Source organism: Delftia sp. Lp-1 (genome assembly GCF_020523835.1).
GTDB lineage: Bacteria > Pseudomonadota > Gammaproteobacteria > Burkholderiales > Burkholderiaceae_C > Comamonas > Comamonas acidovorans.
On record NZ_JAJALJ010000002.1, the window covers coordinates 644,350 to 665,057 of the forward strand.

The 20,708-nt window shown below is 68.5% G+C and carries 15 protein-coding genes; 11 read left to right on the forward strand and 4 right to left on the reverse strand.

Translation table 11 applies throughout. The annotated features are described in order from the left end of the window. Positions 1-33 precede the first annotated feature (33 nt). Positions 34-1,116: a TRAP transporter substrate-binding protein gene (locus LGR64_RS19725; protein ID WP_012204166.1), complete on the forward strand. Its 1,083-nt coding sequence runs from the start codon at positions 34-36 to the stop codon at positions 1,114-1,116. A 282-nt stretch (positions 1,117-1,398) separates the two neighbouring features. Further along, complete coding sequence (locus LGR64_RS19730; protein ID WP_034391287.1) at positions 1,399-2,478, forward strand: TRAP transporter substrate-binding protein; 1,080 nt, start codon at positions 1,399-1,401, stop codon at positions 2,476-2,478. Between the two features lie 146 nt (positions 2,479-2,624). Here LGR64_RS19730 and LGR64_RS19735 read toward each other — a convergent pair whose 3' ends face one another. The 3 genes from LGR64_RS19735 to LGR64_RS19745 form a co-directional block, all read right to left on the reverse strand. Further along, positions 2,625-4,454 (reverse strand): TRAP transporter large permease, encoded by a 1,830-nt coding sequence (locus tag LGR64_RS19735; RefSeq protein ID WP_230356676.1) that lies wholly within the window; start codon positions 4,452-4,454, stop codon positions 2,625-2,627. Positions 4,455-4,471: 17 nt separating this feature from the next. Beyond that, entirely contained in the window at positions 4,472-5,080 is a 609-nt protein-coding gene (locus LGR64_RS19740) for a TRAP transporter small permease subunit (protein ID WP_034391292.1), read from the reverse strand. A 176-nt stretch (positions 5,081-5,256) separates the two neighbouring features. Continuing rightward, positions 5,257-6,423, reverse strand: a complete 1,167-nt coding sequence (locus LGR64_RS19745; protein WP_230356677.1) for a helix-turn-helix domain-containing protein — start codon at positions 6,421-6,423, stop codon at positions 5,257-5,259. A gap of 279 nt (positions 6,424-6,702) precedes the next feature. Between LGR64_RS19745 and LGR64_RS19750 the strand changes: the two genes are divergently transcribed. The 7 genes from LGR64_RS19750 (at position 6,703) to LGR64_RS19780 (ending at position 14,872) form a co-directional block, all read left to right on the forward strand. Beyond that, the gene (locus LGR64_RS19750) at positions 6,703-7,179 is read left to right on the forward strand and encodes a (2Fe-2S)-binding protein (RefSeq protein ID WP_013803615.1); all 477 of its coding nucleotides are present in this window, start codon (positions 6,703-6,705) and stop codon (positions 7,177-7,179) included. Between the two features lie 29 nt (positions 7,180-7,208). Beyond that, positions 7,209-9,599: a xanthine dehydrogenase family protein molybdopterin-binding subunit gene (locus tag LGR64_RS19755; protein WP_230356679.1), complete on the forward strand. Its 2,391-nt coding sequence runs from the start codon at positions 7,209-7,211 to the stop codon at positions 9,597-9,599. 10 nt (positions 9,600-9,609) lie between these two features. Then, a complete protein-coding gene (locus LGR64_RS19760; RefSeq protein ID WP_013803613.1) occupies positions 9,610-10,401 on the forward strand; it encodes an FAD binding domain-containing protein in 792 nt (263 codons plus the stop codon). Between the two features lie 188 nt (positions 10,402-10,589). After that, on the forward strand, positions 10,590-11,531 hold the full coding sequence (locus tag LGR64_RS19765) for an AAA family ATPase (protein WP_034391304.1): 942 nt from the start codon (positions 10,590-10,592) through the stop codon (positions 11,529-11,531). After that, complete coding sequence (locus LGR64_RS19770) at positions 11,528-12,775, forward strand: vWA domain-containing protein (protein WP_230356681.1); 1,248 nt, start codon at positions 11,528-11,530, stop codon at positions 12,773-12,775. The genes LGR64_RS19765 and LGR64_RS19770 overlap by 4 nt, the downstream gene beginning before the upstream one ends. Before the next feature lie 38 nt (positions 12,776-12,813). After that, positions 12,814-13,545, forward strand: coding sequence for a CoxG family protein (locus tag LGR64_RS19775; RefSeq protein WP_043824113.1), 732 nt, complete (start codon positions 12,814-12,816; stop codon positions 13,543-13,545). A gap of 256 nt (positions 13,546-13,801) precedes the next feature. After that, on the forward strand, positions 13,802-14,872 hold the full coding sequence (locus LGR64_RS19780; RefSeq protein ID WP_063326869.1) for an XdhC family protein: 1,071 nt from the start codon (positions 13,802-13,804) through the stop codon (positions 14,870-14,872). Here LGR64_RS19780 and LGR64_RS19785 read toward each other — a convergent pair. Next, positions 14,869-15,255: a nuclear transport factor 2 family protein gene (locus LGR64_RS19785; protein ID WP_141829441.1), complete on the reverse strand. Its 387-nt coding sequence runs from the start codon at positions 15,253-15,255 to the stop codon at positions 14,869-14,871. The two genes, LGR64_RS19780 and LGR64_RS19785, sit on opposite strands and share 4 nt — an antisense overlap. Positions 15,256-15,676: 421 nt before the next feature. Here LGR64_RS19785 and LGR64_RS19790 point away from each other — a divergent pair, with 421 nt between their 5' ends. Then, positions 15,677-17,302: an efflux RND transporter periplasmic adaptor subunit gene (locus LGR64_RS19790; protein WP_230356683.1), complete on the forward strand. Its 1,626-nt coding sequence runs from the start codon at positions 15,677-15,679 to the stop codon at positions 17,300-17,302. A 46-nt stretch (positions 17,303-17,348) separates the two neighbouring features. Continuing rightward, positions 17,349-20,480: an MdtB/MuxB family multidrug efflux RND transporter permease subunit gene (locus LGR64_RS19795; RefSeq protein WP_230356686.1), complete on the forward strand. Its 3,132-nt coding sequence runs from the start codon at positions 17,349-17,351 to the stop codon at positions 20,478-20,480. Positions 20,481-20,708: the final 228 nt, after the last annotated feature.

Genomic DNA, 20,708 nt, shown 5'->3' on the forward strand with positions numbered 1-20,708 from the left:
CTGACTGACACAACACATCGCGGAGAGACATTCATGGACCGTCGTTCGATCATCAAACATGCGGGAATCGCTGGCGTGCTGGCTGTGGGAGCCGCACCCGCAGTCCATGCCCAGGAGGCGATCCGCTGGCGTCTGGCTGCGAGCTTTCCCAAGTCGCTGGACACCATCTTCGGCTCGGCCGAAATGTTCTCCAAGACGCTCAAGGCGATGTCGGGCGGCAAGTTCGAAGTCTCGGTGCATGCGGCCGGTGAGCTGATGCCCGCCTTCGGCGTGGTCGACGGCATCCAGAACGGCACCATCGAGATGGCGCTGACGGCGCCCTATTACTTCACCGGCAAGGACTACATCTTCGCCTTCGGCTGCGCCGTGCCCTTCGGCCTGACCGCCCGCCAGATGGATGCCTGGATGGAGCACGGCGGCGGCCGCAAGCTCATGGACGAGTTCTATGCCCAGTACAACATCAAGAGCCAGAGCGCCGGCAACACGGGCACCCAGATGGGCGGCTGGTTCCGCAAGGAAATCAAGTCGGTGGCCGATCTCAAGGGCCTGAAGATGCGCCTGGGCGGCGGCCTGTTCGGCGACGCCATGCTCAAGCTTGGCGTGGTCGCCCAGAACATGCCCGTGGGCGAGGTCTACCAGGCGCTTGAAAAGGGCACGCTGGATGCCGTGGAATTCGTGGGCCCCTACGACGACCAGAAGCTGGGCTTCAACAAGGTCGCTCCCTACTACTACTACCCCGGCTGGTGGGAAGGCGGCGCCGAGCTGGAGTTCTTCATCAACACCAAGGCGTATGCGGCCCTGTCGCCCGAGTACAAGGCCATGGTCGATGCAGCCTGCAACGTGGCGGCACGCGACATGACGGCCAAGTACGACGCCAACAACCCCGTGGCGCTCAAGAAGCTGGTGGCCGACAAGACCCAGCTCAAGGCCTTCCCCAAGGACTTCATGGACGCCGGCTACAAGGCCGTCATGGAGATCATGGCCGAGCATGACGCCAAGTCGCCCATGTTCAAGAAGATCAACCAGAGCCTGCGCACCTTCCAGCGCGACCAGCTGCTGTGGGAGCGCTTCTCGGAGTTCCGCTACAACAGCTACATGACCACGGCCAAGCTGTAAGGCCAGATCTCCAGCCAGCAGCACGCACAAGGACGGTCCATGCCTTCCAAGCCTGCAGGCCAAGCCCGCGTCCCCTCTGCGAAATGCAGCGGGGACGGCGGGCTTTTTTGCCGCCGGGCCGCCCCAAGGCAAAAAGCGGCCCCCTTGGGGGGCAGCGGACCTTGCGCAGCAAGGGTAGCGTGGGGGCTTTTTTGTTCCGATGATGTATGTGGGCCGGGCTGCCAAGAGCAGTCCGGCCTTTTTTGAATGCTCTCAAGCAGAGCGAACCAGGAGGAGACAGTGATGGACAGAAGAAAAGCACTCAAGCACGCCGGTCTGGCCGGTGTGTTGACTGCCGCAGCGGCACCGGCCGTTCACGCGCAGGCGGCAATACGCTGGCGCCTGGCGTCGAGCTTCCCGCGCTCGCTGGACACCATCTACGGCTCGGCCGAGGTGTTCTCCAAGGCGATCAAGGAGATGTCGGGCGGCAAGTTCGAGGTCTCGGTCCATGCGGCCGGTGAGCTGATGCCCGCTTTCGGCGTGGTCGATGGCGTGCAGAACGGCACGGTGGAGATCGCGCACACGGCGCCTTACTACTTCTTTGGCAAGAATGAGGCCTTTGCCATTGGCGGCGCCATTCCGTTCGGCATGAACTCGCGCCAGCTCACGGCGTGGATCGTGGACGGCAACGGTGGCAAGCTGATGCGCGAGTTCTATGCCGAATACGGCATCGTCAACTTCCTGGGCGGCAACACGGGCGCACAGATGGGGGGCTGGTTCCGCAAGGAGGTCAAGACACCCGAGGACATCAAGGGCCTGAAGTTCCGCATCGGCGGCTTCGCGGGCCGGATCATCGAGCGCATGGGCGGCGTGCCCCAGAACATCCCGGGCGGCGAAATCTACCAGGCGCTGGAAAAGGGCACCATCGATGCGGCCGAATGGATCGGCCCCTATGACGACCTCAAGCTGGGCTTCAACAAGGTCGCCCCGTTCTACTACTACCCCGGCTGGTGGGAAGGCAGCCTGAACCTCGAGTTCTACGTGAACCAGAAGGCGCTGGCCGCGCTGACGCCCGAGCAGCGCGCCATGGTGCAGGCCGCATCGCACGAGGCCCATGTGGTCACCCAGGCCCGCTACGACGCGCGCAATCCCGGCGCGCTCAAGCAACTGGTGGCCAGCAAGGCCAAGGTGCTGGCCTTCCCGCAGACCGTGCTCGATGCTTCCTACAAGACCACCATGGCTGTCTATGCGGAGCTGGCCGAGAAAAACCCTGCATGGAAGAAGATCTACGGCGACTACCGCAACTTCCAGCGCGACGAGGTGCTGTGGTTCCGCTTCGCCGAGGCGCGCTACGACGCCTTCATGTCGGCGCAAAAGCTGTGAAGTCGCGGCGCCCTCGGGCGTCATGCAGGAAAGCCGGGCACTGCCCGGCTTTTTTCATGGGCGCAGGGGACCGGCGCACGCCGGGGTCCGAACGAAAAAAGGCCCCGCGGTTGCGGGGCCTTTGCTGTCCTTGAGGGAGCCTGCGATCAGCTGCCGGACTTGCTCTCGCCCGGCGTGGCCGGTTGCTCGCGCTGCAACTGGTCCTGCAGCGCCTTGAGTGCATCGTCCTCGCTGCCCGGGGCCGAAGGCTCGCCAGGCGTTGCTCCGGGGGCAGGCGGCTGGTTCGCGCCGTCGCCGTTGAACATGGGGTCGTTGAAGTCGATGGCCTCGGGCATGGATGCCTCCATCTCCTGGCGCACCTTGTCCAGGTCGTACTCCACCTTCTTGTCCAGCCCGCTGGAGACGATGCCGGGGAAGATGATGATCAGGGCCACCATGAACAGCTGCAGCACCACGAAGGGAATGGCACCTGCATAGATCTGCATGGTGGTCACGGGCTCGGTCATCTTCTTGGTGACCTTGTCCACGTAGGCCTTGGCGGGGGCCACGCTGCGCAGGAAGAACAGCGCGAAGCCGAAGGGCGGGTGCATGAACGAGGTCTGCATGTTCACGGCCAGCAGCACGCCGAACCAGACCAGGTCGATGCCCAGCTTGTCGGCCACGGGGGCCAGCAGCGGCACGACGATGAAGGACAGCTCGAAGAAGTCCAGGAAGAAGGCCAGCACGAAGATCATGATGTTGACCACGATCAGGAAGCCGATCTCGCCGCCGGGCAGGGACACCAGCAGTTCCTCCACCCACTTGGGGCCGTCCACGCCCTGGAAGGTCAGGCCGAACATGGTCGCGCCGATCAGGATGAACATCACGAAGCACGACAGCTTGGTGGTGGACATCAGCGCCTGCTTGAGCAGGTCCATGTTCAGGCGACCGCGAGCGAAGGCCATGATGGCCGCGCCCAGCGCGCCCATGGCGCCGCCTTCGGTGGGGGTCGCAACGCCCAGGAAGATGGTGCCCAGCACCAGGAAGATCAGCAGCAGCGGCGGGATCAGCACGAAGGTCACGCGCTCGGCCATGCGGCTGAGCAGGTGCAGGCCTGTGAGCTTGTTGAACATGGCGGCGATGAAGGCCAGGGCCACGCCGAAGCACATGGACACCACGATGGTCTCGTCCAGCGCGACCTTCTCCACCACATCGCCGGACCACCAGGTGTGCAGCTGGGGCATGTACTGTCCCACCACGATGGAGGCGGCCACGCACAGCAGCGTCAGCACCAGGGTGGAAGGCAGGCCGGAATTGCCATTGGGCTCGCGCAGCGTGCGCGCCTCGGGCGGCAGGGCGGGCACCATGGCGGGCTTGAAGATGGCCAGCACGACGATGAACAGCGCATAGCAGCCCGTCAGCATCAGGCCCGGCAGGAAGGCGCCCTTGTACATGTCGCCCACGCTGCGGCCCAGCTGGTCGGCCAGCACGATCAGCACCAGGGATGGCGGAATGATCTGCGCCAGCGTGCCGGAGGCCGCGATCACGCCCGAGGCCACCCGGCGGTCATAGCCGTAGCGCATCATGATGGGCAGGGAGATCAGGCCCATGGAGATCACCGATGCCGCGACCACGCCCGTGGTCGCCGCCAGCAGCGCACCGACGAAGATCACCGCAAAGGCCACGCCGCCGCGCACGGGGCCGAAGAGCTGGCCCACGGTCTCCAGCAGGTCCTCGGCCATGCCGCTTCGCTCCAGTATCAGCCCCATGAGGGTGAAGAACGGTATGGCCAGCATCGTCTCGTTCTGCATGATGCCGAAGATGCGCAGCGGAAGGGCCTGCAGCAGGGCTTCGGGCAGCACGCCCAGTTCGATGCCGACAAAGGCGAAGAACAGGCCGCAGGCGCCCAGGCTGAATGCCACGGGAAAACCCACGAGCAGGAAAAGTATCAGCCCCGCGAACATGATCGGGGCCAGGTTGTGGATTACGAATTCCATGATGTCTGTTTCCCCGATCAGGCGCTTTGCCCGCTTTTGTCCTTGGCACCTGCCAGCCCGCGCAGGGCGTCGGCCAGGTCTTCCTCGGCGGTCTTCTCGCCCTTCTTGGCCGTGGGATCGTCGATCAGGCCCTTCAGGAAAGCGATGCGCTTGATCAGCTCCGACATGCCCTGCAGCAGCAGCAGCCCGAAGCCGATGGGGATCATCAGGTAGACGGGCCAGCGCACCAGGCCGCCTGCGTTGCCCGACATCTCGCCGGTCTGCATGGCCTGGATCACGAAGGGTGTGCCGAACCACAGGATGGCCAGCGCCATGGGGGTCAGGAAGAAGACGAAGCCGAAGATGTCGATCCAGATCTGCGTGCGCTTGGACAGGCGGCTGGCGATCACATCCACCTTCACATGCTCGCCCTGCAGCAGCGTGTAGCCGGCGGCCAGCAGGAAAGAGGCCGCGAACAGGTACCACTGCACTTCGAGGTAGGCGTTCGAGCTGGTGTGCAACACCTTGCGCACGATGGCATTGATGCCGCTGATGACCGTGGAGGCCAGGATCAGCCAGATAAGCCATCGCCCGACCAGGCTGTTGAGCCAGTCGACCCCCCTTGAGAATTTGAGCAAAGCCTGCATGGTGTCTCCAAAAAGTAGGCTGTATTGGGTCCGTCGCCGTACGCCAGCCTGTAGGCCGGCGCGCAGCGCTCTTGTCGGCGCATGGACCAAAGCCGTCGATTCTACGGAGACCCGACCGCCGCAGGCGGCCTGCTCCCCCTAAAAGAAATCCGTGTGAACCCGAGGAAACGTCCCGTTCAAGGGGTGGTGTGTGGCTTGCGGGCCCCCAGTTTGCGGTACAGCGTGGCGCGGCTGATGCCCAGCGCGCGGGCGGCCCGGGTCACATTGCCTTGGGCGTCCTGCAGGGCCTGCTCGATCAGAACGCCCTCGCTGGCGCGCAGCGGGCTGGCCTGGGCGGCGGCAGCGAGTGCCGCCGTGCCCAGCGCAGGCAGCAGCTGGCGCAGCTGGGGGCCGGGCTGCACCAGGGCCTGCAGCCGCAGGCCCGACCACAGCGGCAGGCGCAGCGGCTCGTTGGGGCGCTGGCGCGCATGGTCCACCAGCGCCGTCCAGGGCATGGCCAGCAGTTCGCTGCAGTGCAGCGGCTGGCCCGGCAGCGACAGCGGCTGGGGCACCAGCTGGCGGGCCAGGGTATTGCTGCCCGCCACATGCCCTTCGGCGTCCACGGCCAGCAGGCCTTCGCCCTCCTGGCCCAGCGGCCCGCCGGGCCAGTTCAGGTGCAGCAGCAGGGCATGGGGCAGGGCGCGCAGCAGCCGGTCCTCGATGGCGCGGGCGCAGCGCAGCGCCAGGTGCATGAGTTCGGGCCGCTCCGGCACATCCACGCCCGTGATGTCCAGCATGCCCAGGCAGCTCCCGTCCGGGCCGGACAGCGGCGCACCCGCGCAGCTGTAGTGGCGGTTGGCCTCGAAGAAATGCTCTGCCCGGTGCAGCCAGACGGGGCTGTGCTCGGCCAGGGCCGCGCCAATGGCCGTGGTGCCCACGCCCTGCTCGGACAGGTCCACGCCCACGCGGGCGATGGCCTGCACGCGGATGTCGCTGCGCTCCAGCGGCCCCTGCACCTCCAGCACCGTGCCGCGTGCATCGGTCAGCAGGCTGAAGTAGTGCATGGCGCCCACGGCGCCCACCAGCTGGGCCATCACGGGGCGCGCGGCCTGCAGCAGCACCTCATGGCCATCACGGGTCTGGCGCAGCGCATGCGGCCCCAATGCTTCGTAGACCACGCGCTCGTCCGGGCGGCGGCCTGCCGCCAGGCAGCGCTGCCAGGAGCGCCACAGCCAGGGTGCGATGCCGGGCGGTGAACCGGCCAGCGCCTGATCGCCGAAAACCAGGCTGCGGGCCCGGGCGACCTGCTGGTGGCGCGGATCGGCGGGGCAGGGCTGCGCGGCGTCGGGGCTCAGGGCGAACATGGGACGGGAACTCCTGTGGCTGGCTGGCAAGGGATTGCGAACGGGCTGGCAGGCGGGTGCAGAAGCGGGTGCACAAGCGGGCGCAGGCGAAGACCCGGCCGCTGATGGCGGAGGCTGCGCTGGCAACTGTGTCATTTTGAGAATATCCGCGCCGCCCGGCCCGGGCTTGCGGGTCAACCCTAGAACGGGCGCCTGCGGGCAGGGCGACCATGGCAGGCGAGGTTTCCGGCGTTCCCCCACGTTCCAGATCACCGCCGATCACAGGCAGGAGACAGCACGATGAATGTCCAGCTCACCGTCAACGGGCGCGCGCAGCGCATTGATGTTCCTCCCAACACCTTGCTCGTGCATGCGCTGCGCGAGCACCTGCGCCTGACCGGCACGCATGTGGGCTGCGACACCAGCCAGTGCGGGGCCTGCACCGTCATCGTCGACGGCCACGCCGTCAAGTCCTGCGCCATGCTGGCCGTGCAGGCCGAAGGCTGCGAGGTGCGCACCATCGAAGGGCTGGCGGATATCGACGGCGGCCTGCACCCCATGCAGGCGGCCTTCAAGGAGTGCCACGGCCTGCAATGCGGCTTTTGCACGCCGGGCATGGTCATGAGCGCCGTGGACCTGTGCCAGCGCCAGCCGTGCGCGGGCGATCGCGAGATCCGCGAGGCGCTGGAGGGCAACCTGTGCCGCTGCACGGGCTACCAGAACATCGTGGCTGCCGTGAAAAAGGGCAGCCAGGCCATGGCAGGACCTGCGGCCTGAGCGCCGCAGGTCACCACAAGGAGACAGCCATGGGTGCATCCGACTTTTCCAAGCTCCCTCACATCGGCGAGCCCGTCAAGCGCAAGGAGGACTACCGCTTCCTCACGGGCGCGGGGCAGTACACCGACGACATCGCGCTGGCCGCCCAGGCCCATGCGGTGTTCGTGCGCTCGCCGCACGCGCATGCGCGTGTGCTCTCCGTTTCCACCGATGCGGCCAAGGCCGCGCCCGGCGTCATCGGCGTGCTCACGGGCGCCGACGTGGCGGCCGACAAGATCAACGGCCTGCCCTGCGGCTGGCTGATCACCAGCACCAACGGCGAGCCCATGAAGGAGCCGCCGCATCCCATCCTGGCGCTGGACACGGTGCGCTACGTGGGCGACCAGGTCGCCATGGTCGTGGCCGAGACGCTGGAGCAGGCGCGCGACGCGGCCGAGCTGGTGGAGGTGGACTACGACCCGCTGCCCGCCGTGGTGCTGGTGGCCGACGCGGCGGCCGGCAGCGTGCCCGGCGCGGTGGTGCATGACATCGCCCCCGACAACCACTGCTACAAATGGGCCATCGGCGACAAGGCCGCCGTGGATGCCGTGTTCGCCGGTGCCGCCCACATCGCCCAGCTGGACCTGGTCAACAACCGCCTGATTCCCAACGCCATGGAGCCGCGAGCGGCCATCGGCAGCTACAGCCGCGCCAATGACGAGTACACGCTGTACGTGGCCAACCAGAACCCGCACGTCGAGCGGCTGCTGATGACGGCCTTCGTCATGGGCCTGCCCGAGCACAAGGTGCGCGTGATCGCGCCCGACGTGGGCGGCGGCTTCGGCTCCAAGATCTTCCTGTATGCCGAGGATGTCTGCCTGACCTGGGGCGCGCGCAAGCTCAATCGTTCCATCAAGTGGACGGCCGACCGCAGCGAGTCCTTCCTCACCGACGCCCATGGCCGCGACCACGTCAGCCATGCCGAGATGGCCATGGACGCCAGCGGCAAGTTCCTGGCCATGCGCGTGCACACGGATGCCAACCTGGGCGCCTACCTGAGCACCTTCGCCAGCGCCGTGCCCACCATCCTCTATGCCACCTTGCTGGCCGGCCAGTACGCCACGCCCCAGGTCTATGTGGAAGTCGATGCCTGGTTCACCCACACCGCACCCGTCGATGCCTACCGGGGCGCGGGCCGGCCCGAGGCCACCTACCTGCTGGAGCGCCTGGTCAGCCGCTGCGCCTGGCAGCTGAACCTGACCCAGGCCGAGATACGGCGGCGCAACTTCGTCACCAGCTTCCCCTACCAGACGCCCGTGGCCCTGCAATACGACGTGGGCGACTATGGCGCCTGCATGGACAAGGCCGAGGCCCTGGCCGACGTGGCCGGCTTTGCCGCGCGCCGTGCCGACAGCGAGGCGCGGGGCCTCAGGCGCGGCCTGGGCTACAGCAGCTACATCGAAGCCTGCGGCCTGGCGCCCAGCAACATCGCGGGCGCCCTGGGCGCGCGGGCAGGCCTCTTCGAATGCGGCGAGGTGCGCGTGCACCCCACGGGCAGCGTCACCGTGTTCACGGGCTCGCACAGCCATGGCCAGGGGCACGAGACCACCTTTGCCCAGGTGGTGGCCGCGCGCCTGGGGATACCCGTGGAGAACGTGGACATCGTCCACGGCGACACGGGCCGTGTGCCCTTCGGCATGGGCACCTATGGCTCGCGCTCCATCAGCGTGGGCGGCGCGGCCATCATGAAGGCGCTGGACAAGATCGAGGCCAAGGCCAAGAAGATCGCGGCCCACCTGATGGAAGCCAGCGACGCCGACATCGACTTCGCGGGCGGCGAGTTCACGGTGCGCGGCACCGACAAGAAAATCCCCTTCGCCCAGATCGCGCTCACCGCCTATGTGCCGCACAACTACCCGCTGGACAAGCTGGAGCCCGGCCTCAACGAAACCGCCTTCTACGACCCCACCAACTTCACCTTCCCTGCAGGCACCTACATCTGCGAGGTCGAGGTGGACCCGGCCACGGGCGTGGTGCGCGTGGACCGCTTCAGCGCCGTGGACGACTTCGGCACCATCATCAATCCCATGATCGTCGAGGGCCAGGTGCACGGCGGCGTGGCCCAGGGCATAGGCCAGGCGCTGCTGGAAAACTGCGTCTACGACCGCGAGACCGGCCAGCTGCTCACCGGCAGCTTCATGGACTACGCCATGCCGCGCGCCGACGATTTCCCCGAGTTCAAGCTCGGCACCGTCTGCACGCCCTGCACGCACAACCCGCTGGGCACCAAGGGCTGCGGCGAGGCGGGGGCCATAGGCTCGCCGCCCGCCGTCATCAATGCCGTGCTCGACGCACTGCATCCCCTGGGTGTCAGGGACCTGGACATGCCGGCCAGCCCGCACCGTGTCTGGTCGGCCATCGACGCCGCAGCCACCTCCTGAGGAGAGCGCCATGTACGCATTCACCTATGAAGCCCCGGGCACCACGGCCGACGCCGCCGCGCTGGCCGCGCAAGGCGGCCAGTACCTGGCCGGCGGCCAAAGCCTGCTGCCATCGATGCGCCTGCGCCTGGCGCGGCCCGAACAGATCGTGGACCTGAACCGCGTTCAGGGCCTGGCCGGCATTGCCGTCAACGGCCAGACCGTGGAAATCCGCGCCATGACGCGCCATGCCGACGTGGCCGCCAACCCGCAGGTCCAGGCCGCCATCCCGGCCCTGGCCGAGCTGGCCGGCGGCATCGGCGACCGCCAGGTGCGTGCGCGCGGCACCATCGGCGGTTCGCTGGCCAACAACGACCCCGCTGCCTGCTACCCCAGCGCCGTGCTGGGCCTGGGCGCCACCGTCGTCACCGACCGGCGCGAGATCGCAGCCGACGACTTCTTCCAGGGCATGTACACCACGGCGCTGGGCAGCGGCGAGCTGATCACGGCCGTGCGCTTTCCCGTGCCGAAGAAGGCCGCCTACCTCAAGTTCAAGCAGCCCGCCTCGCGCTTCGCCCTGGTGGGTGTCTTCGTCGCCCAGACCGACAGCGGCGTGCGCGTGGCCATCACGGGTGCCGGGCTCAGCGTGTTCCGCCATGCGGGGCTGGAAGCCGCGCTCAACCAGAGCTTCACGCCCGACGCGGCCGCCCAGGTGCTGATCGACCATGCCGACCTCAACAGCGACCTGCATGCCAGCGCGCGCTACCGGGCGCAGTTGATCAGCGTGCAGACGCAAAGGGCTGTCTCTCAAATGTTGGGGTGACTATGGTGACCCCCTGAGTCGCTTCGCGCCTTCCCCCTGGAAGAGGGGGCATACGGGCAGCCGGCGACACCCTCGGTGCGGGGCGGCGCGGCCGGCGCAGGCCCTTCCTCGGTGTCCCTGAGTTGGATTGCGCCAGTTTTGCGCAGCGCAGACGAAGCGCAGTTCCATGACGATTGGATAAGGACTGAATGAAGGTTCCCGAGCAAGCCATTGCCTCCATAGACGCCCTGGTCGCCGCGCTGCAGGCCGAAGGCTATTTCGCCGACCGGCGCCTGGCCACGGCCGTCTTCCTGGCCCTGCGGCTGCAGCGGCCGCTGCTGCTGGAGGGCGAGCCCGGCGTGGGCAAGACCGCGCTGGCCCAGGCGCTGGCACGCGTGCTGGCGCGCCGCCTGATCCGGCTGCAGTGCTATGACGGCATGGAGCAGCGCGAGGCGCTGTATGAATGGAACTACGCGGCTCAGCTGCTGCACCTGCGTGCGGCCGAGCTGGCCTCGGCGCAGCCCGCGGCCGCACCGCAGCAGGACCGACTGCAGCGCGCCGAGCAGGAGGTGTACCAGGAGCGCTACCTGGTAAGCCGCCCGCTGCTGCAGGCCCTGCAGCAGCCCGAGCCCGGCGCCGTGCTGCTGATCGACGAGATCGACCGCGCTGACGAGCCCTTCGAGGCCTTCCTGCTGGAGTACCTGGGCGAGTACCAGGTCAGCATTCCCGAGCTGGGCACGGTGGCGGCGCGCGTGCCGCCCGTGACCGTGCTCACCAGCAACCGCACGCGCGACCTGCACGATGCCGTCAAGCGCCGCTGCCTCTACCACTGGCTGGACTATCCCGGGCGCGAGCGCGAGCTGGCCATCGTGCGCGCCCTGGTGCCCGGGGCCGGGCAGGCCCTGACCGCCCAGGTGGCGAGCTTCGTGGGACGGCTGCGCAGCCAGCCCTTTGCCGACGCCTTCCAGCGCGTGCCCGGCATTGCCGAAAGCGTGGAATGGGCCAAGGCCCTTGTGGCGCTGGACACCCTGGTGGTCGATCCCGAAGTCGTGCACGACACGGCCGGCATCCTCTTCAAGCAGCGCGAGGACGTGGCCGCGCTCACGCCCGAGCGGCTGCAGCAACTGCTGGCGCCGGAGCCCGCGCCGTGACGGCTGGTGCAGCCGGTGCCGCCGACGGGGGCGAGCGCACCAGCTGGCTGGGCGATGCGCGCAGCGGCAAGCTGGCAGGCAACCTGGTCGGCTTTGCGCGTGCGCTGCGCCGTGCGGGCGTGCCTGTGGACGGCGGGCGCATGGCGCTGGCCCAGCAGGCCCTGTCCCTGGTCGGCCTGGCGCGCGAGGACATGGCCGCCGCGCTGGAGGCCGTATTTGTGAGCAACGCCCAGGACCGCGCCGTGTTCCGCGAACTGTTCGACGCCTACTTCCGCAATCCCGATGTGGCGCGGCAACTGCTGGCCCAGTTGCTGCCGCAGGCGCCCCGGCCGTCCGCGCCGCGCCACCGCCCGCGCGTGCAGGAAGCCCTGTCGCCCCGCCAGGCAGGCGAGGGCAGGGCCGCCGTCGATGAAGAGCTGAAGCTGGACGCCGCCATGACGGCCAGCGAGCGCCACCGCCTGCGCCATGCCGACTTCAACCAGCTCAGCGCCAGCGAATACCTGCTGGTGCAGCGCCTGGCCCGGGACATCGCCCTTCCCTTGCCCCGCTACCGCAGCCGCCGCACGCGCACCGGCCAGCGCGGCGCGGTGCCCGACTGGGCTGCCAGCCTGCGTGCGGCATCGCACCATGGCGGCGAAATGCTGCAGCTGCTGCGGCGCGAACGGCGGCGCCTGCCGCTGCCCTGGCTGGCCCTGGTCGATGTCTCGGGCTCCATGGAGCGCTATGCGCGGCTGTTGCTGGCCTTTCTGCACGCGGCCACCAGCACGCAGCGCCATGCGGGCCTGCGCCGCCAGGTCTTCAGCTTCGGCACGGAGCTGCGCGACCTGGGCCCGGCCTTTGCCCAGGCCGATACCGACGCCATGCTCGAGCGCGCCAACGCCGCCATTGCCGACTTTGGCGGCGGCACGCGCCTGGGCAGCAGCCTGGGCGAACTGCGCCGCCTGCATGCGCGCCACCGGGTTTCAGGCCTGGTGGGCCGGCGCACCCTGGTGCTCATCATCAGTGACGGCCTGGACACCGGCGATGCCGCCGAGCTGGACCGCGAACTGGCCTGGCTGCGCCGCCACAGCGCGCGGCTGCTGTGGCTCAACCCGCTGCTGCGCTTTGACGGGTATGCCCCACTGGCCCAGGGGGCGGCCGTGCTGCATCGTCATGCCCATGCCATGCTTGCGGTACACAACCTGGAATCGCTGCAGCAACTGGCCGGTCACCTGGCGCGGCTGCTGGCGGCGCCAGGCCGCTGAGCCGCTTGCGGCCACCCCCATCGCAGAAAGGAATTGCCATGGAAATGCAAGCCAGCCGTTCCCTTGCCGTCAGCCAGCAGCAGGCCTGGGAGGCGCTCAACGATCCTGAAACGCTCAAGGCCTGCCTGGCCGGCTGCGACCGCTTCGAACCCCTGGGCGATGACCAGTACGCCGTGGGCATGGCGGTCAAGGTGGGGCCGGTATCGGCCAAGTTCAGCGGCAAGGTCACGCTGTCCGACATCACGCCGCCCGAGCGCTACCGCATCGCCTTTGAAGGCCAGGGCGGCGTGGCCGGCTTCGGCAAGGGCGAGGCCGACGTCACCCTCACCCCCGAGCCCGACGACGCCGCAGGCCAGCCGCGCTGCCTGCTCAGCTACAGCGTGCAGGCCCAGGTCGGCGGCAAGATCGCCCAGCTGGGCCAGCGGCTGATCGACGGCGCCGCGCGCAACATGGCCGACGACTTCTTCGCGCGATTCGACACGCTGATGCAGCAGCGCCACCCGCGCGCGCCGGCAGCGCCTGCCGATGCAGGCGACACCGCCGACCTGTCCCACCTGCCTGCCGGCCTGGCCGATGAAACCGGTCACATCGAGCCCACCGTGGACGCCCAGGCCTGGGAGCACGACGCCGCAGCCGGCGTGGCCACGCCGCTGGATGCCGCACCGGCCACCGAGGCCGAGGAACGCTCGCGCCGCGCCATCCCGCTGTGGTGCTGGGGGCTGGCCATCGTCGTCGTTCTCGGGGCTGGCTGGCTGCTCTCGCGGTACTAGGGCGCTCCCCCTGAGCGGCTGCGCCGCTTCCCCCTCTCTCTCGCTTCGCGGGAGGGGGACGACGCCCTCGCCGCGAGGCGGCTCTTGCTCGGCGTCTCTGGCCTCAGATTTGTTGTGGCTTCTACGCTTCGCCCTGCGCTACCAAGCCCTTTTTACATGCTGCTGCACCCTTCTTGATGCAGAGAGACAATAGCCGCCGAAAAACGCCAGGCGCCCAGCTGCACAGGCAAGCCAGGTGCCGGCGTGGAGATTTGCAATGGAAAACCTGGATGTTCATGTTCTGCGCCACCTCGCGCAATGGCGCGCTCAGGGCGAGCGCGCGCTGCTGGCCACGGTGGTGCGTACCTGGGGCTCGTCGCCCCGGCCCATCGGCTCCATCATGGCGCTCGGGGCCTCGGGCGCCGTGGTGGGCTCCGTGTCCGGCGGCTGCATCGAGGACGACCTGATCGCCCGCTACAGCCACGCCTCGGACGCCGACGCCCTGCGCGACGGTGCGCCCCGGCTGCTGCGCTACGGCGTCAGCGCCGACGAGGCCCACCGCTTCGGCCTGCCCTGCGGCGGCACGCTGGAGCTGCTGCTCGAATTCAATCCCGACGCTGCTGCGCTGCAGCAACTCGTCCAATGGCTGGACGAAGGCCGCATGGTGCGGCGCACCGTGGACAAGGCCACCGGCCAGGTCGCCCAGCAGGTCAGCGACGCGCCCGAGCCGCTGGTGCATGACGGGCAGCAGGTCGCCAACAGCTTCGGGCCCGAGTACCGGATGCTGCTCATCGGCGCAGGCCAGCTGTCCGAATACCTGGCCACCATGGCGCTGTTCAACGGCTTTGCGGTCACCGTCTGCGACCCGCGCGAGGAATACAGCCGCCACTGGAGCGTGGCCGGCGTGCAGCTGTCGCGCGAGATGCCCGACGACCTTGTGCGCACCATGCGCGCCGATGCGCGCACCTGCATCATCGGCCTCACGCACGACCCCAAGCTCGACGACCTGGCCCTCATGGAAGCCCTGGAATCCCCGGCCTTCTACGTGGGCGCCATCGGCTCGCGCCGCAACACCGCGCTGCGCCTGCAGCGCCTGAGCGAGCACTTCGGCCTGGGCGACGCGCAACTGGCGCGCCTGCGCGGCCCCATCGGCCTGTACATAGGCAGCAAGACGCCTCCCGAAATCGCCGTCAGCATCATGGCCGAGGTCCTGGCCGCCAAGAACGGCGTGGCCCTGCCGCGCGGCATGACCGTGGAAGAAGGCAAGCTTGCCGCAGCCCAGCCCCCGCAGCCGCTGGAGGATGACGGGCCCGAGGGCATCACGCCGCTGGTGTGCGGGGTGGGTTAGACCACCGCATGGAAGGCCTTGTTGGCAATCTTCCAGCCGCCCTCGGTCTTGAGCAGCACGAAGTAATCGATGAAGGTGATGGCGCCGTGCACCAGGGTGATCTTGGCGCTGGCCGCCGTGCCACCGATGTCGATGGCGTCGATGCTGCGGCGGCGCGTGGCCTCGTCGGCGGCGGGCTGGCCCTTGAAGCGGGCGCAGTAGGTGTCGATGTCCCAGGAGGTCAGCGGGCCTTCGCGCACGCTTTCGATGCGGGCGGTGGGCATGAAGGCGGCGCGCATGTGGGCGCTGTTGTCCTCGGCATGGCCGCGCATGTACAGCTCCAGCGGCACGCGCACGGCGGCTTCTTCGGGGTGGTCGGTCAGGCGTGGGTTGGCAGTCGTCATGGTGTTCTCCTGGGACGGATGGATGGCGGCCTGCGCTTGCAGGCCGGCGGCCGCGCATCGTAGCCACAAGCGCGGGGGGCAGTCCAACGGGTGGCGAGGCGCGGGCCGCGCCGGGGTGCGGTGCAATGCCTTGTTTTCAATGGACTTTTCGGCCGATGCGCCCGGCATTGGCCGTGCCTGGGTCAACAGTGTTTTGAGCGCCATGCCCTGTCTGAGACCCTGCCGACGGGTGCCCGACCTGTTCCGAAAACGCTCTGGCCAGAGCGGGTAAAGCCGGGGTAAAGCGGGGGTAATGCCTGCGTAAAACGGCGATCTGCCTCGTTTTGGAGAGCATGGGACTGGCTACCATAGCCGCATCCGCCGCCGTTCCCTGTTCTGGGGCCGGACCCACGGTTTCCTCCCACGACTTCCCGCAGTGACCATGAAACGCCTGTCAAGCAGCCCCTTTGTTGCAGATGCCCACGGCGTACGCCAGCGCGGCCGGGTACGGCCCGCCCTGATGTGGGGCGTGGTGGCACTGGCCCTGGTGGCGGGGGGCGGGCTGTGGTGGTGGAACAAGCGGGCGCCGGCGCAGGGCGAGCAGGCCTCGGCCGGTGCGCCCGGCCCGGGTGGCGGGCGTGCGGGAGGCGGCCGGCGCGGCCCCGGCGGGCCGGGTGGGCCTGGCGGCCCCGGCGCCATGGGTGCCCAGGCGCAGCCGGTGTCCGTGGGCGTGGTGGAGCGGCGCGACATGCGCGTGCTGATCAGCGCCATCGGCACCATGAACCCGCGCGCCACGGCCGTGGTGCGCGCCAAGGTGTCGGGCGAGTTGCTGCGCCTGCATTTCAAGGAAGGCGACGAGGTCAAGGCCGGCCAGCTGCTGGCCGAGATCGATCCGCGCAGCTTCCAGGCCAGCTTCAACCAGATCCAGGGCACGCTGCAGCGCGACCAGGCGCTGCTCAAGAACGCCCAGCTGGACCTGCAGCGCTACAAGGAGCTGCAGGCCCAGGATTCCATTGCCGGCCAGCAGGTCGATACCCAGGCTGCGCTGGTGCGCCAGTACCAGGGCACGGTGGCCGCCGACCAGGCCCAGGCCGATGCGGCCAGGCTGCAACTGAGCTACACGCGCATCACGGCGCCCATTGCGGGCCGGCTGGGCCTGCGCCAGGCCGACCGGGGCAATGTGGTCAACCCTTCGGATGCCAACGGCATCGTCACCATCACCCAGGTCAAGCCCATCGACGCGGTGTTCTCCGTGCCCGAGGCCCATGTGGGCACGCTGGCACGGCGCCTGGCCGAGGGGCGCGAGCTGCCCGTGGAGCTGTGGGATCGTGACCTCAAGCAGCAACTGGGGCGCGGCCGCCTCAATGCGGTGGACAACAGCATCGACATCGCCACCGGCACCATCAAGGCCAAGGCCGCTTTCGACAATGCCGAGGGCCGGCTGTTCGCCAACCAGTTCGTCAACGTCAAGCTGGAAGTGGACCGGCTGGAGCAGGCGCTGACCGTGCCGACCACGGCCGTGCAGAACAACTACGTCTACCTGGTCCAGGAGGATGGCACGGTGACGCAGCGGCGCATCGCCGTGGGCGTGACCGATGGCGACCGCGTCAGCGTCAAGGGCGAACTCAAGCCTGGCGAGCAGGTGGTGGTGGACGGCATTGACCGCCTGCGCGAAGGCGCCAAGGTCACGGTGATCGAGCCCGACAAGGTGCAGAAGGTGGACCAGGCCGTGCAGGATGCCTCCGGCCAGCCGCGCGGCATGCGCAACCTGCCGCCCGATGTGCGCGCCAAGCTGGCGACCATGAACCCCGACGAGCGCAAGGCCTACCTGCAGAAGCTGCGTGCCGAGCGCGGTGGGCAGCGCAATGGTGGTAACGGTGGAAGCGGCGGCAATGGCGGCAACGGCGGCAACGTGACCGCGCCGGCGGCCGAAGGCTCCGCGCCCGCAGGCCAGTCGCCGGCACCGTCGCCCGGATCGCCCCAGCCTTCGCCCGGCCCGGCACCTGCCGCGCCCTCTGCGCCTGCTGCCCCGGCGGCTCCCGCAGCTCCCGCTCCGGCCGGGCGCTGAGCAGCGCCCCGGCACCTGAAGACTGCAAGCCCTTCCAGGCGGCCCCATGAATCTTTCCCGCATCTTCATCCTGCGACCCGTCGCCACATCGCTGCTGATGGTGGCGGTGCTGATCGCCGGCCTGCTGGCCTACCGGCTGTTGCCGATTTCGGCCCTGCCCGAGGTGGACTACCCCACCATCCAGGTCACCACGCTGTACCCCGGTGCCAGCCCCGACGTGATGACCTCCAACGTCACGGCACCGCTGGAGCGCCAGCTCGGCCAGATGCCGGGGCTGTCGCAGATGTCGTCCACCAGCTCGGGCGGCGCCTCGGTGATCACGCTGCGCTTTGCGCTGGACATGGCCATGGACGTGGCCGAGCAGCAGGTGCAGGCCGCCATCAACGCGGGCTCCAACCTGCTGCCCAGCGATCTGCCCATGCCCCCGCTGTACAGCAAGGTCAACCCGGCGGATGCGCCCATCCTCACGCTGGCCATCACCTCGCCCTCGCTGCCGGTGATCCGCGTCAACGACCTGGTGGAAAACCGCCTGGCGCCCAAGCTCTCGCAGGTCAACGGCGTGGGGCTGGTGGCGATTGCCGGTGGGCGCCGTCCCGCCGTGCGCATCCAGGCCAACCCGACGGCGCTGGCCGGCCTGGGCATGACGCTGGACGATGTGCGCACCGCCATCGCCGCCGCCAACGTCAAGCAGGCCAAGGGCGGCTTCGACGGCCCGGCGCGCGCCTCCACCATCGATGCCAACGACCAGCTGCAGTCGGCGGCCGAGTACCGCAACCTCATCATCGCCTTCAAGAACGGCCTGCCCGTGCGCCTGTCCGACATCGCCCAGACCGTGGACGATGCCGAGAACACGCGCCTGGCCGCCTGGGCCGGCACGCCCGAAGGCGGTTCGCGCGCGGGCGTGATCCTCAACATCCGGCGCCAGCCCGGCGCCAATGTGATCGAGACGGTGGACCGCATCAAGGCGCTGCTGCCCCAGCTCAAGGAGACGCTGCCGGCCTCGCTGGACGTGCAGGTGCTGACCGACCGCACGGTGACCATCCGCGCCTCGGTCAACGACATGCAGCTGGAGCTGATGCTGGCCATCGCCCTGGTTGTGGCGGTGATCTTCGTCTTCCTGCGCAGCGCCTCGGCCACGCTGATCCCGAGCTTTGCCGTGCCGCTGTCGCTGATCGGCACCTTCGGCGTGATGTACCTGGCCGGTTTTTCCATCAACAACCTCACGCTGATGGCGCTGACGATCTCCACCGGCTTCGTGGTGGACGATGCCATCGTGATGATCGAGAACATCGCGCGCTTCGTGGAAAAGGGCGAGCCGCCCATGCAGGCCGCGCTCAAGGGGGCCAAGCAGATCGGCTTCACCATCATCTCGCTGACGATTTCGCTGATCGCCGTGCTGATCCCGCTGCTGTTCATGGGCGACGTGGTGGGGCGGCTGTTCCACGAGTTCGCCATCACCATGGCGGTGGCCATCCTGATCTCGGCCGTGGTCTCGCTGACGCTCACGCCCATGCTGTGCGCACGGCTGCTGCGCCACCAGCCCGAAGGGGCCGAGGAGGAAAAGCATGGCCGCCTGTACCACGCCACGGGCCGCTTCTTCGACCGCACCATCGCCGGCTACGGCCGCATCCTCACCTGGGTGCTGGACCGCCGGGGCCTGACATGGATCGTCTTCCTGGCCACGCTGGCCGTGACCGTGCTGCTGTACTTTGCCGTGCCCAAGGGCTTCTTCCCCGACCAGGACACGGGCACCATCCAGGCCACGACCGAGGCCGACCAGTCCATCTCGTTTGCCGCCATGGCCGAGCGCCAGCAGGCCCTGGCCGAGCTGCTGCTCAAGGACCCGGCCGTGCAGAGCATCTCGTCCTTCATCGGCGTCGATGGCAGCAACACCACGCTGAACACGGGCCGGCTGCTGATCGACCTCAAGCCCCACGGCCAGCGCGATGGCGTGCCCGCCGTGCTGCGCCGCCTGTCCGACGATGCGCTTCAGATCCCGGGCATACGCCTGTACGCCCAGCCCGTGCAGGACCTGACCATCGAGGACCGCGTGGCGCGCACCCAGTACCAGCTGCTGATGTCCTCGCCCGACATGGCGCAGCTGACCACCAGCACCCAGGCCCTGGTCGAGCGCATGCACGACCTGCCCGAGCTGGTGGACGTGGGCAGCGACCTGCAGAACCAGGGCCTGCAGGCCTTCGTGCAGATCGACCGGGCCCAGGCCAGCCGGCTGGGCGTGACGGTCTCGGCCATCGACACGGCGCTGTACAACGCCTTCGGCCAGCGGCTGATCTCCACCATCTTCACGCAGTCCAACCAGTACCGCGTGGTGCTGGAAGTGGCGCCGCAGTTCAAGATCGGGCCCGAGTCGCTGCAGGCCATCTATGTGGCCTCCAGCGCGGGCGCGCCCGTGCCGCTGTCCTCGGTGGCCACGGTCAGCGAGCGGCCCATGGCCCTGGCCGTGAACCATGTGGGCCAGCTGCCGGCCGCGACCATCTCGTTCAACACCGCGCCCGGCGTGTCGCTGGGCCATGCGGTCAAGGCCGTGCAGGACCTGATGGCCCAGCTGCGCACCGAGGGCCATATGCCGCTGTCGGTGGACGCCGCCTTCCAGGGCGCGGCCCTGGCCTTCCAGGCTTCGCTGTCCAACACGCTGCTGCTGGTGCTGGCGGCGGTGATCACCATGTACATCGTGCTGGGCGTGCTCTATGAGAGCACCATCCACCCGGTGACCATCCTGTCCACGCTGCCCTCGGCCGGCGTGGGCGCGCTGCTGGCCCTGCTGCTGGCGGGGCTGGACCTGGACATCATCGCCATCATCGGCATCGTGCTGCTGATCGGCATCGTCAAGAAGAACGCGATCATGATGATCGACTTCGCGCTGGAGGCGCAGCGCGAGGAGGGGCACACGCCGCGCGAGGCCATCTACCAGGCCTGCCTGCTGCGGTTCCGGCCTATCCTGATGACGACTTTGGCGGCTTTGCTGGGGGCCTTGCCGTTGATGTTGGGGACGGGGGTGGGCAGTGAGTTGCGGCATCCGTTGGGGGTGACGCTGGTGGGGGGCTTGCTGGTGAGTCAGTTGCTGACTCTGTTCACTACTCCGGTGATTTATTTGACGTTTGAGGGGTGGGCGCAGAGGTGGCGGGATCGGTCTTCGCGTGGAGGTGTCCATGCTTGAACTGGGCTTGCGCTTTTGGCTGGCGCCGCTGGCCGGGAGTCGGCCCGGCGGCCGACCTACTTTCTTACCTCGCAGCAAGAAAGTAGGCAAAGAAATGCGCCCCACTGCCCGCGACCCCTTCGCTTCGCTGCGGGGCCACCTGCGTCGTGGCGCTTGCGGGGTTCGCCGTGAAACTCACTTCGCGCTGGCGCGCTGCGTTCAGACAATCACGGCGAGTCAGATGACGAA

Excerpts from the sequence above, each read along its gene's own strand:
- LGR64_RS19725 (WP_012204166.1), top strand. The coding sequence starts at position 34 with ATGGACCGTCGTTCGATCATCAAACATGCGGGAATCGCTGGCGTGCTG.
- LGR64_RS19730 (WP_034391287.1), top strand. The coding sequence starts at position 1,399 with ATGGACAGAAGAAAAGCACTCAAGCACGCCGGTCTGGCCGGTGTGTTG.
- LGR64_RS19735 (WP_230356676.1), bottom strand. The coding sequence starts at position 4,454 with ATGGAATTCGTAATCCACAACCTGGCCCCGATCATGTTCGCGGGGCTG.
- LGR64_RS19740 (WP_034391292.1), bottom strand. The coding sequence starts at position 5,080 with ATGCAGGCTTTGCTCAAATTCTCAAGGGGGGTCGACTGGCTCAACAGC.
- LGR64_RS19745 (WP_230356677.1), bottom strand. The coding sequence starts at position 6,423 with ATGTTCGCCCTGAGCCCCGACGCCGCGCAGCCCTGCCCCGCCGATCCG.
- LGR64_RS19750 (WP_013803615.1), top strand. The coding sequence starts at position 6,703 with ATGAATGTCCAGCTCACCGTCAACGGGCGCGCGCAGCGCATTGATGTT.
- LGR64_RS19755 (WP_230356679.1), top strand. The coding sequence starts at position 7,209 with ATGGGTGCATCCGACTTTTCCAAGCTCCCTCACATCGGCGAGCCCGTC.
- LGR64_RS19760 (WP_013803613.1), top strand. The coding sequence starts at position 9,610 with ATGTACGCATTCACCTATGAAGCCCCGGGCACCACGGCCGACGCCGCC.
- LGR64_RS19765 (WP_034391304.1), top strand. The coding sequence starts at position 10,590 with ATGAAGGTTCCCGAGCAAGCCATTGCCTCCATAGACGCCCTGGTCGCC.
- LGR64_RS19775 (WP_043824113.1), top strand. The coding sequence starts at position 12,814 with ATGGAAATGCAAGCCAGCCGTTCCCTTGCCGTCAGCCAGCAGCAGGCC.
- LGR64_RS19780 (WP_063326869.1), top strand. The coding sequence starts at position 13,802 with ATGGAAAACCTGGATGTTCATGTTCTGCGCCACCTCGCGCAATGGCGC.
- LGR64_RS19785 (WP_141829441.1), bottom strand. The coding sequence starts at position 15,255 with ATGACGACTGCCAACCCACGCCTGACCGACCACCCCGAAGAAGCCGCC.
- LGR64_RS19790 (WP_230356683.1), top strand. The coding sequence starts at position 15,677 with ATGAAACGCCTGTCAAGCAGCCCCTTTGTTGCAGATGCCCACGGCGTA.
- LGR64_RS19795 (WP_230356686.1), top strand. The coding sequence starts at position 17,349 with ATGAATCTTTCCCGCATCTTCATCCTGCGACCCGTCGCCACATCGCTG.